11 protein-coding genes are annotated in these 10836 nt (G+C 37.8%); 4 read left to right on the top strand and 7 right to left on the bottom strand.

The annotated features are described in order from the left end of the window. Positions 1-30: 30 nt before the first annotated feature. Together L647_RS0117010 and L647_RS0117000 are read right to left on the bottom strand one after the other, a co-directional pair. A complete protein-coding gene (locus L647_RS0117010) occupies positions 31-792 on the bottom strand; it encodes an IS5 family transposase (RefSeq protein WP_024611512.1) in 762 nt (253 codons plus the stop codon). A 674-nt stretch (positions 793-1466) separates the two neighbouring features. After that, positions 1467-2207 carry a FadR/GntR family transcriptional regulator gene (locus tag L647_RS0117000; protein ID WP_024612115.1) on the bottom strand — a complete coding sequence of 247 codons (741 nt, stop codon included), beginning with the start codon at positions 2205-2207 and terminating at the stop codon, positions 1467-1469. Between the two features lie 690 nt (positions 2208-2897). On the opposite strand from L647_RS0117000, the gene eda reads away from it, so the two are divergent. Next, positions 2898-3515 carry a bifunctional 4-hydroxy-2-oxoglutarate aldolase/2-dehydro-3-deoxy-phosphogluconate aldolase gene (eda, locus tag L647_RS0116995; RefSeq protein WP_024612114.1) on the top strand — a complete coding sequence of 206 codons (618 nt, stop codon included), beginning with the start codon at positions 2898-2900 and terminating at the stop codon, positions 3513-3515. A gap of 81 nt (positions 3516-3596) precedes the next feature. Here the strand turns inward: eda and L647_RS0116990 are convergent, their stop codons facing one another. Then, positions 3597-4592: a Gfo/Idh/MocA family oxidoreductase gene (locus L647_RS0116990; RefSeq protein ID WP_024612113.1), complete on the bottom strand. Its 996-nt coding sequence runs from the start codon at positions 4590-4592 to the stop codon at positions 3597-3599. Positions 4593-4620: 28 nt separating this feature from the next. After that, positions 4621-5628 carry an AraC family transcriptional regulator gene (locus L647_RS0116985; protein ID WP_024612112.1) on the bottom strand — a complete coding sequence of 336 codons (1008 nt, stop codon included), beginning with the start codon at positions 5626-5628 and terminating at the stop codon, positions 4621-4623. 216 nt (positions 5629-5844) lie between these two features. Here L647_RS0116985 and L647_RS0116980 point away from each other — a divergent pair, with 216 nt between their 5' ends. Continuing rightward, on the top strand, positions 5845-7449 hold the full coding sequence (locus tag L647_RS0116980; RefSeq protein ID WP_024612111.1) for a GMC family oxidoreductase N-terminal domain-containing protein: 1605 nt from the start codon (positions 5845-5847) through the stop codon (positions 7447-7449). Positions 7450-7476: 27 nt separating this feature from the next. Here the strand turns inward: L647_RS0116980 and L647_RS0116975 are convergent, their stop codons facing one another. From L647_RS0116975 to L647_RS0116965, 3 genes are all read right to left on the bottom strand, one after another. Beyond that, entirely contained in the window at positions 7477-8292 is an 816-nt protein-coding gene (locus L647_RS0116975; RefSeq protein WP_024612110.1) for a class I SAM-dependent methyltransferase, read from the bottom strand. A gap of 3 nt (positions 8293-8295) precedes the next feature. After that, complete coding sequence (locus tag L647_RS0116970; RefSeq protein WP_024612109.1) at positions 8296-8697, bottom strand: hypothetical protein; 402 nt, start codon at positions 8695-8697, stop codon at positions 8296-8298. A 67-nt stretch (positions 8698-8764) separates the two neighbouring features. After that, positions 8765-9184: a DUF3429 domain-containing protein gene (locus L647_RS0116965; protein WP_024612108.1), complete on the bottom strand. Its 420-nt coding sequence runs from the start codon at positions 9182-9184 to the stop codon at positions 8765-8767. 281 nt (positions 9185-9465) lie between these two features. Here L647_RS0116965 and ahpC point away from each other — a divergent pair, with 281 nt between their 5' ends. Next, positions 9466-10035 (top strand): alkyl hydroperoxide reductase subunit C, encoded by a 570-nt coding sequence (gene ahpC, locus L647_RS0116960; protein ID WP_007581822.1) that lies wholly within the window; start codon positions 9466-9468, stop codon positions 10033-10035. A gap of 138 nt (positions 10036-10173) precedes the next feature. Continuing rightward, a partial coding sequence (locus tag L647_RS0116955) for a thioredoxin family protein (protein ID WP_024612107.1) occupies positions 10174-10836 on the top strand: 663 nt, incomplete at its 3' end.

Below are 10836 nucleotides of genomic sequence, written 5' to 3'. Positions count from 1 at the left end.
TAGGGGCTGTTGATCTTTGTAGTATATATATTAATCAGCCCACATTGGTAGCCACATCATAGTAAATGCTAAAGCGAGCATGGAATGATAATTCCGTTCAAGCTTTTCATACCTTGTAGCTATCCCTCTATATTGTTTGATCCGACCAAAGGCATTCTCAACTAAGTGCCTATATTTGTACATGCACCAGTCAATATCTTCATTACCCACTAAACTGTTATCCTTGCGTGGAATAACGGGTGTAGCGCTATTATCACGAATAAACTCTCTTAGTTTTTCACTATCGTAGCCTTTATCTGCGACAACCACATTACTCGTTGGGCAATTGTCTACAAGTGACTCTGCATGGACGATATCATGCGTATTTCCACAGGATAATTCATAATAAACAGGCAATCCTCCGCTATCTACTGCAAGATGAATTTTAGTCGAATTGCCACCTCGACTCTTACCGATTGATTCATTGCCAGCGGTTCTTGCACCGCAACTATGCTGGTGAGCCCTGACAATACTGCCATCAATAAAGATCCAATCCATATCAGCATAGTGGGATAACACACGAAATAATTCATTCAAAATATCTTTTTTGGACCATAAATTAAATCGTCTATAGATAGCACTCCACGAGCCGAAATAAGACGGTAAATCTCGCCAAGGAATACCGGTACGCATCTTATAGAGTATGCCTTCGAGCGTTTTTCTATGCTCAGGCTTATTATAAATTCGACCACTTAAGTGCATTACTTTTGATAAGACATTCCATGTCGCGTCTGTTAACATTAATCTTGGCATGAGGGTTCGGTGTAACGTTTTTTAGCGAATTCAATTATACCTTATCCTCATGCTGTTTGTTTTTTATACCGCAAAGATCAACACGCCCTAATTAAAAAAAAGCTTCTTGCACACACTGCAATCGCTAAAGCGTCCTCTCACATAGATTCTTTAGCATCCACTGCAGTGAGAGGAAACCAAATCCCCGTATGGGGATTTTTTTATGCCTGATGAAAATCATTAAGCTTATATTCCATTTAACCTGAACCTGATTAAGGTATTCGCCAAGGTATTTAGCTGTAATGATATTAATGCTTTATCTAGCCAATGGTTTTAGTGGCAATAGGTTAATTGGCATGCCAATAGCTGGGTTGTTGCTAGTAAATGCACTGCAGTTAGGTGGTTAGTGTGGGAAATAGTTGCTTGAGATAGATTTATCTTGAACTTAAGTTACTTGGTTACTCATTTTAAGGGAGTGTACTAATTGCATTAAAACTGCGCTTAAATGCATTTAGCGTGTTTTAAAATATTAGCCTTTGAAATGTTCGAATGTACCATTAAAATTGCTTAGGTTAGCTTGTAGGGATTAATAGTAGGTATATGAGGGTTTATTGTAGAGCGTTAATAACGCTGATAAGTATAAACGTAAATACTAAATTAAAACTAGCCAGCACAGGGCTGACTAGTTTTAGAGATTAATGAGCGCTTTTAACTAGACCGTCAAGTGAATAAAGACCGCGTTTTTCGCTATTTTTTCTTTTTATTTCTTCAAGTGCACGTGCTTCAACAGCATCAAATAACGCATTTATTAATCTATTAAAATGCTGGTGCATTGCTGAGCGTGCAGCATTGGCGTCGTGTTTTTGTAATGCATTATAAATAGCGGTGTGCTCATCCATTACACAATCGTCATTATTTTTACATACGCTGTTATAGTCAGCCACAATTTGCGAATTGGTTAAACGTAAATCCCACAAGTTAGCAACAGCAAACTCGAGTGCTCTGTTGCGCGTTGCGCGAGCTATTATTTCATGAAATTCACGATCAGCTTGTTCTACATACAGACCTTCTTGCATTGCTACTAATGTTTTATGTAGCTTTGCTAGTTCTTCTTCTGTAATGCTTTGCGCTGCTAAGGCTGCAATTTCACCCTCAATTAACGCGCGAGCTTGAGTTAACTCAAACGCACTGATCTCTTGAGACTTTATTGGCGCGTCGTGTTTTTCAACAACGTAAACGCCAGAGCCTGTTTTTACTTCAACACGGCCGCGCACTTCTAATGCGATAATAGCTTCTCTAATCGTAGGGCGACTTACGTCAAACATTTCTGCTAGCTCTCTTTCTGGGGGTAAACGACTCCCAGCAGAAAACTCACCTTGGTTTATTAAAGACTCAACTTTATCAACTATGCGCCAAAATAAGCGACGATTTCCCATATTTTACCTTCATTACCTTAAGGACCATTGGCGCTAAGTCCTATAAAACCTAGAGCATAGACCAAATGTTAAGACGAAAGGTTACCGTAAAGTTAACCACAATGTCAAAAATCAAAAACGATGTTATTACCAAAAACTACAACATATTATTGGTAATTTTAGCATGTATTACCAATTTTAGTTGAAAATAAATTAATTGGTAATCTTGATTGGTAAATTTTCATGTGCTATTTTTGCTAACTAAATAGAGTTAGCTTATTAATTTTAATATGCCGATGGTAAGGTTTAACTGGCTAAAGGTTGTTTTGATAAAAATTATAAAAACAATATTTGAGTGACTATACGTATAAAATTTATTTATAACTCAAATAATTTAATGAACAACAAACCAATAAATTATTACATAAAGAGCATAATAAACGCACAAAATGCATTTTATATCTGCCTTTTACGTCAGTACGGCTTATTAATACCAAGTATTAAGTAAAGGTAGTGTACCAATATAACTTTTACAAAACACGGTGATTTCTGCAAAAAGCGTTGTTAGCAAAGCTTGTTAAAACGTGAGTATCACAAAAAAAATATGACAGATGTAATTAATTTCACATCTAGAGCGACCAAAGTGACTATAAAGCACTAAGGCGCATTAACTGATAGGCACGTATTTTACGTGACTTAAAGAGGTAGGTTATGTTGTTTTCTGAGTATATGAATGGTCAAAAACTATTACCGATCATCCAAACGGATTGCCCAAGGACGGGAGTTTCTATTACCCAAGCTATGCATGCTGCAGGAATAGATTTAGTAGAAGTAGTGTTACGTCACGAAAGCTCTCTTGAAGTGCTTGAAGCAATCAAATCGGCTATGCCAAATTTAAAAGTAGGTGCGGGTACAATTATTGATACGCCTATTTTAAAAGATGCGCTAAATGCTGGTGCAGATTACATTGTAACACCTGCTGTAACCCCTAAATTACTTGATGCACTAGTACAAAGTGGTGTGCCGGTATTACCGGGTGTTTCTAATACGTCAGATATTGCATTAGCTTATCAAGCTGGCTTTAGAGAAATGAAATTATTTCCGGCAAACCTTGCTGGTGGTATTAACTTTTTAAATGGCGTTAAAAGCGTATTTAGAGAATGCCAATTTTGCCCTACTGGCGGTATAAACGGTGCTAACTTTAATGACTTTTTAGCGCTTAAAAATGTATTTGCTGTTGGCGGTACGTGGGTTGTAGATGCAAAACACGTTGAAGACAAAAACTGGCAAGCAATTACAGATGCTTGTAAGCCAGTGTTGTCGCTTTAAAGTTAAATTAGACTTCCCATGGGCGTTGATTGTCGTTGGTTAACGCCCATCTTAAATTTAGCTATTAAGGCAACTTATACCTTAAATTTGCTTGTCATTTGGATAAATAACCCCTAATTGCGCTCGTGCTTCGTCAAGCACATTCATAACATTTAGTGAAAGTTGATGTGTATTAACATCTGATTCAAACTGATTTTGACTCGCTAATTTCATAAAATGCTCAACTTCAAATTTCATAAAGTGCTCATCAAACGCGATAGATACTAATTCACGCTCTCCATTATTTGCAATAAATTCTACTTTTCTAAGTTGTGATACAGCTTCGATACGAATACGACCAAGTTCACCTTGTATCTCGGTTATATTATCGCCTTGCGATATTTTAGAGTAACTAATAACCGCTTGTTTATCAGCGTAGTTTAGTAATACATCACCTGCGCCATCTACACCGGTATCAAGTAATACACCGCTTGCACTTACATTATTGGGGACTCCCCACAGTGCTATTAATAAATAAAGCGGGTAAATGCCTAAATCGACTAGCGCGCCGTTAGCAAACTCAGGTAAAAAAGTATTTGGGCGTTCACCATTTTTGTATTTATCGTAGCGAGACGAATACTGACTGTATTGCCCAATATATTTACGCGGTGTGCCTATTTTAACCATTGCTTGTTGTAATAGTGCAAAGTTTGGCAGGTGGGTAGTCATCATCGCTTCCATATATAAGCGTTGATGCTTTTTAGCTGTAGCAATGATGGTTGTTAGTTCTTTAGAATTTGCTGCTGATGGTTTTTCGCCAAGTACATGTTTACCAGCTTGCAAACACATTACGGCGTATTGTTTATGCAAGCTATTAGGGGCGGCTATGTATACGGCATTAACATTATGATCCTGACATACTTGCTCTATTGAGGTGAAGATTTTTGCTTGTACATTTTGTGGGTGCTTGGCTAAAAATGCTTTTGCGCTTGATTGTGCACGTGAACACACTCCATATAAGTTAAAACCATTTAATGTATTTGCAGCGGCTAATAAAGTGTCGCTAATAAAATTGGTGCCAACAATAACAAAGTTCATACCCACTCCTTAGAAAATAAAAGAGCGTTTATTCTATCATTTTTTTAGTTCTATATGCTCTAGGAGAGCAACCAAACCAGCGTTTAACATTAGCACTTAGGGTTGCTTGCTCTTGATACCCTAAAAGCTCTGATATGGTTGATAGAGTATATTGGTTTTGCGCTAAATAATGCGCAGCTAAAGCACGGCGTGTGGCATCTTTGAGTTTTACAAAGCTTGTATTATGTTTAGCAAGCTCCCGGTGTAAAGTACGCGGATGCATGCCAAGCGCAGCTGAAATAGTTTGGTTACTACATTGATAAATAGGGAGCATGGGTCTTATTAACGCACTGACTTGATTAGGTAATTGTTGTGCGTGCTCTGCATTTTTTGCTAAAAAGCTTAGCGCTGCCTGTACTTTGCTTTGTTGTGTATGTTCAAGCTTAAGTGCTAAATCACTTTTTGTAATTACAATACCGGCGCTATTGCGATGCTCTATCACTTTACAGCCAAAATAAGCGCTATAAGCACGTGTATTAGTACTTAATTTTTGGGGTAAAAATACTTTAATTGGTTTACAGCGATTATTACTCAGCTTTTTAATAATAGCTAACGCTAAACCAATGGTTAGTTCAAACGCTTGGTTAATATTAGGTAAGGGTTTTAGGTTAATTTCGAATGATAAAAATAAGCTTTTTTCATCCTCTAAAGGATGAGACGTTAAGCTCAGTGCCGGACTGTGTAAATGTAAGTATTTAACAACCCAGCTAAGTGCATCACCTAAATTAGTTCCGCTTTTTGCTGCTATTGCAACGTGCCCTAAAATATCAAAACTTTGCCTACTGGCAAGCTTAATACCAAAACTAGAGCAATTGAATTTACAAGCGCAGTACTCTAATAGTTCAGCGTAATAACGATAAGGTAAATATTGGTTTTCGAGGTTTTTAAAATCAACGTTAATATTACAGCTTTGCAGAGTTGTATGCGGATCTCCGCCTAATTCTAAAATTAGCGTATCTATACCCTGCAATGCCGTAGCTCTAATCAGACTGCTCATAGTTAACCTTAAGTATTGCTAAAAGTGCTAAAAAAATATCGAAAAATCACTGAAAAAAGCACTGCCAATTTATTAAAAATTAATAGTGCTAGCTAGTTAAATAATTAACCAGTTTAATACATTTACTGCAAGCCATGTCTAAAAATATCAAGTTTTACTGGCTTTTAAAATGCATTATTGCGGCTAAAGCGGTTTGAATTTTACTTAGGGTACACCATGAGCATCACAACATTTGACTACATTGTAATTGGCGCAGGCAGTGCCGGTTGCGTAATTGCCTCGCGGTTATCTGAGGACAAAAATGTAAGTGTGTGTTTAATTGAAGCTGGCGGTAGTGATAACAGCGCGTTTGTACAAATGCCTGCGGGTATTGCAGCGAGTGTGCCTTATGGCATTAATAGCTGGCATTACAATACCGTACCGCAAAAAGCACTTAATAATCGTTGTGGGTTTGTACCTAGAGGCAAAGTGCTGGGTGGGTCGAGCTCTACCAATGCAATGGTTTATATAAGAGGAAATAAATACGATTACGACCAATGGGCTTTTAATGGTAATACGGGGTGGGATTTTGATAGTTTATTGCCTTATTTTATTAAAGCCGAAAACAATAAAACGTTTATACGTAACGAACTGCACGGTGCAAAAGGCCCATTACATGTACAAGATTTAAATAATCCAAGCCATGTAAACCAGTATTTTTTAAATGCCTGCGCCGAGCAAGGCGTTAATATTAGCGACGATATAAATGGCAAAGAGCAAAGCGGTGCACGTTTATCGCAGGTAACTCAGCATAATGGTGAGCGCTGTAGTGCGGCAAAAGCGTATTTAACACCGCATTTAAACCGATTAAATTTAACTACATTAACGAATAGCCACGTTAATAAAATAAATATAAAAAACCACACCGCAAAAGGAGTACAAATAGAGCGTAATAACCTGGTTGTTGATTTGATTGCAAAAAAAGAGGTCATACTTAGCGCCGGTGCTATTAATTCGCCACAAATATTAATGCTTTCAGGCATTGGACCTAGGGAACACTTAAAAGCGCATAATATTGAAATTGCCGTACCGCTTGAAGGTGTGGGTGCTAATTTACAAGATCACCTAACGGTAGTGCCATTATTTAAAGCTAAATACAATAAGGGTACATTTGGAATGAGCCCATTAGGTATAGGGCATATTTTAAAAGGGTGTGTAGATTGGTTTAGTAAACGACAAGGGCGTTTAACCAGTAATTTTGCAGAGTCGCATGCATTTATAAAGCTATTTGAAGGCTCACCTGCGCCCGATGTACAACTAGAGTTTGTTATTGGGTTGGTTGATGATCATAGCCGTAAACTTCATTACGGACATGGTTGCAGTATTCATAGCAGTATTATGAGACCTAAAAGTAGAGGCACTATAACTTTAGCCGATAGAAATCCACGTAGCGCACCACTTATTGACCCTAATTATTTAAGTCACCCTGATGATTTAAAGGTAATGTTATTGGGGCTTAAAAAAACACTCGCTATTATGCAAAGCAAAGCCTTTGATAATATACGCGGAAAAATGGTTTATCCGCTTGATATAAATAATGATGATCAGCTTATCGCCTTTATTCGCCAAACTGCAGATACCGAATACCATCCGGTTGGTACATGTAAAATGGGGCAAGACTCAATGGCAGTGGTAGATAGCAGCTTACGAGTACATGCAATGAGTAATTTGCGCGTGGTTGATGCGTCTATTATGCCAAATATTATAACCGGTAATACTAATGCATCGGTTATTGCTATTGCTGAAAAAGCAGCTGATTTAATTAAACGCGAAAACGTATAATTAAATCAACTGTAGTAGGGCTATTAATTAGCTATAAAACTCATTTAACCATTGTTGCCAATCGCTCTCAAGATGCAACATTTGCTGATGCTTTTTAGCGTTTAAATGTTTAGTTTCGTCCTCGCTTGCCATGTATGGACCAACGCGGCAAAGCGAGCAATGATTAGGTGTTAAGTAAGCAGGCTTTGTGAGCTGTGGGCTTAATTCACTAGTGTGTGTATCAATATTTTTAGGGCTAAATACGTAGGTTATACCGCTGGTATCTTTTACGTGCTTATCTCGGTCAACATTACGAATTTTATAGCCTTCAAAGTGGCTAATATCAAATTGCATTTGTCCACAATATTCAATGTTTAGGCGATCGTTTAAACTGCCTTCTATATTCCACTCACGATACGGTTTAACATCTTTAGAGGTGATGTAACATAGCATTGGACCACCAGGGTCTAGTGCAAACTCATTAGCGTATTTAATAAATTGATGTAGCAAGGCGCGGTTAAGTACATTCATACTGTTTTGGCGTGTATTGCTTTCAAACGCTTCGCGCCCTACAAAAGCAGGAATTAACGGAAACTGAAAAATCACCACATCAAAGCTATTTAAATACCCTTTTAAGCCTTGCCAACACGCCGTATTTGTAACATCAAAGCTATTAAGTACGTGAACGTTACGCGCCTTTAGGTTGTTTAGCGCGTTGTTTTGGTATTTTTGCTCAATGGTAGTTGCGTCGTCGTAGGTAGAAGCAACTAGCGTTTGTGGGTTTACATGGTTACGGATGGCATTTGAAAACGATAAGTCGCCATCGCCCACCGTAAGGATCCGCCATTTATTATTTAAATACATAATTTACTTTATATTTTTACTTTCTGTCGAACTAACATTGTCACTATTAGTTTGTGCTTTTGCTGCTATTAAACGGTGAAACGCGAGTCTGGTTTTTAATCCTTCAATCGCGATTTGCTTAATAATAAGATTAAAAGTAATTAAAATGGCAAATGCAATATGGATAGGACCATGGGTAAACCCTGCATTAGTGTCGTAAAGTGTTAAACCGAATAATAAAAATAGCACGACTAAAAAGATTTCAAGTAATTGGCTTGAATAAAAACTTAAACGACCTTCGCTTTTATGGTCTTTTTTAATGCGTATAGCACAAAAAAATGGGATCACTTTGATTTTAAATGCAGCGTTTTTTTCTACGTAGTTTTCGCCAAGTTCATCAAGTTGTTGGCGTAGTTGGTCAATCATGGTGTGTCCTCAAATAGCAGTGCGCGGATATTACCTTATTACCGCGCAATGTTTAAGTTTACAACCACTATTTAGGGTAAATACTCATACCAATAGTAAGGATATGACAAACAAACGCAACGGAGGTAAGTACAACACGCATTTTTTGATAATCTTTGTGGTAGCTTTGCCACTGAGGTGTGGTTTTTTCAAAAATAAGTACTAGCCAAAAACTGGCGCCTAACCATGCAAGTGTCCACTCGGTAGGTATAAACGATAAAAATGGAATAGGAATAACAGGCAATACAGCTTTAATTGCATTGCTATAGCTTTGCTCGCCCGCACGCCATAAATTACCCGCCATAAAAGCCAATATAGCAATACTGTAAAAAGTAAAAAACTCTAAGTTAAGGCTATTACTGCCAAACATGAGTGGCCAACCTACACACCCTAAAAAAGGGATTAAGCCCAAGTAACCTAGTTGGATGTGGTTAACAAATTTTTCCATTACGGTGTGCCTTATATTTAATGACTTATTTGAAGCGCGGCTATTGTAGCAGTATTGGGATTAGCGATCTTAATAATTCGCCAACTTTACAATCCTAAGAATGGTTACGGTAAAAGGTGTTATAAAGTTCAATCCAAAAAACCGATTGTTTTAATCTAAACAATCAATTTTATTTAATTCCTCATTAGCCGTATTGTACTAATCAAGCCAACGCGACAGGCCACTTTAATTGGCAGCGTTGATTACTTTATAAATACTTTAAATATAAATGAGGAAATACCATGAGCACTTCTTTAATTAATACAAAATTACAACCATTTAATGCAACCGCTTACCACAACGGTGACTTTGTAGAATTGTCTGAAAAAGATGTTCTAGGTAAATGGTCAATCTTCTTCTTTTACCCAGCAGATTTTACATTTGTATGTCCTACTGAACTTGGCGATGTTGCAGATTATTACGCACAACTTCAAGAAATGGGCGTAGAAGTTTACTCAGTATCTACTGACACTCACTTCACTCATAAAGCATGGCATGACACGTCAGACACTATTGGTAAAATTACTTACCCAATGATTGGTGACCCAACTGGCCGTATTACACGCAGCTTCGGTGTAATGATTGAAGAAGAAGGCTTAGCACTTCGCGGTACATTTGTAATGAACCCAGAAGGCGAAATTAAAATTATTGAAACTCACGATTTAGGTATTGGCCGTAGTGCTAAAGAACTAGTTCGTAAAGTTCAAGCTGCACAGTACATTGCAACTCATGACGGTGAAGTTTGCCCTGCATCTTGGCAGCCAGGTGAAGACACACTTGCACCTTCACTTGACCTAGTTGGTAAAATTTAATTTTAATTAAACCAACGTTATAAATTAAGGCAGGAAACTGCCTTATCCTTTGCCATCAATATTTACTCTGAGATTTAGCACATACATTGATGGCATGGGGTTACTGCTGTTTTATTTATCCATTAAAGGGCTTAAGCCATGTTAGACAACAACATTAAAAATCAATTAAAAAGCCATTTTGAATCGCTTAAACATTCAGTTGAGCTGCTTATCGCCTTGGACGACAGCAAAAAATCAACAGAAGTAGAAAGTCTCGCAAACGATTTAGCATCGTTGAGCGACAAAATTACAGTAATAAACAACCCAGACACAAGCGCACGCCGCCCGTCTATGGTTGTACATTCGCCTTTAAATAATACCCACATTACGTTTGCGGGTGTACCAATGGGGCACGAATTTACAAGTTTAGTGTTAGCACTTTTACATACAGGCGGTCACGCAAGTAAAGCAAAAAGTGAAGACATTGAACAAATACAATCGCTTACTCAAGAGCTTAACTTTGAAGTATATATAAGTTTAAGTTGCCAAACATGTCCGCAAGTAGTGCAAGCACTCAATACGATGGCAGCGACAAACAGCAATATTAAAGCCACGATGATTGATGGCGCATTATTTCAAGCAGAAGTAGAAGAGCGAAACATTTTAGCGGTACCGGCTGTATATTTAAATGGAGAACCATTTAGCCAAGGTGCACTAAGCCTTACTGACATACTTAATAAAGTAGATAGTAAAGGTGCAGAGCGACAAGCTGCATCGCTAAGCAAAAAAGACAAGTTTGATGTGCTCGTGATTGGCGGCGGG

This window comes from Pseudoalteromonas sp. TB64 (assembly GCF_000498095.1).
GTDB lineage: Bacteria > Pseudomonadota > Gammaproteobacteria > Enterobacterales > Alteromonadaceae > Pseudoalteromonas.
Note: the sequence above shows the minus strand (reverse complement) of the source record. Positions and strands in the feature narration are given on the sequence as shown.

What these genes read in the sequence shown, in the direction of transcription:
- L647_RS0117010 (WP_024611512.1), bottom strand. Translation starts at nt 792, where the DNA reads ATGCCAAGATTAATGTTAACAGACGCGACATGGAATGTCTTATCAAAA.
- L647_RS0117000 (WP_024612115.1), bottom strand. Translation starts at nt 2,207, where the DNA reads ATGGGAAATCGTCGCTTATTTTGGCGCATAGTTGATAAAGTTGAGTCT.
- eda (WP_024612114.1), top strand. Translation starts at nt 2,898, where the DNA reads ATGTTGTTTTCTGAGTATATGAATGGTCAAAAACTATTACCGATCATC.
- L647_RS0116990 (WP_024612113.1), bottom strand. Translation starts at nt 4,592, where the DNA reads ATGAACTTTGTTATTGTTGGCACCAATTTTATTAGCGACACTTTATTA.
- L647_RS0116985 (WP_024612112.1), bottom strand. Translation starts at nt 5,628, where the DNA reads ATGAGCAGTCTGATTAGAGCTACGGCATTGCAGGGTATAGATACGCTA.
- L647_RS0116980 (WP_024612111.1), top strand. Translation starts at nt 5,845, where the DNA reads ATGAGCATCACAACATTTGACTACATTGTAATTGGCGCAGGCAGTGCC.
- L647_RS0116975 (WP_024612110.1), bottom strand. Translation starts at nt 8,292, where the DNA reads ATGTATTTAAATAATAAATGGCGGATCCTTACGGTGGGCGATGGCGAC.
- L647_RS0116970 (WP_024612109.1), bottom strand. Translation starts at nt 8,697, where the DNA reads ATGATTGACCAACTACGCCAACAACTTGATGAACTTGGCGAAAACTAC.
- L647_RS0116965 (WP_024612108.1), bottom strand. Translation starts at nt 9,184, where the DNA reads ATGGAAAAATTTGTTAACCACATCCAACTAGGTTACTTGGGCTTAATC.
- ahpC (WP_007581822.1), top strand. Translation starts at nt 9,466, where the DNA reads ATGAGCACTTCTTTAATTAATACAAAATTACAACCATTTAATGCAACC.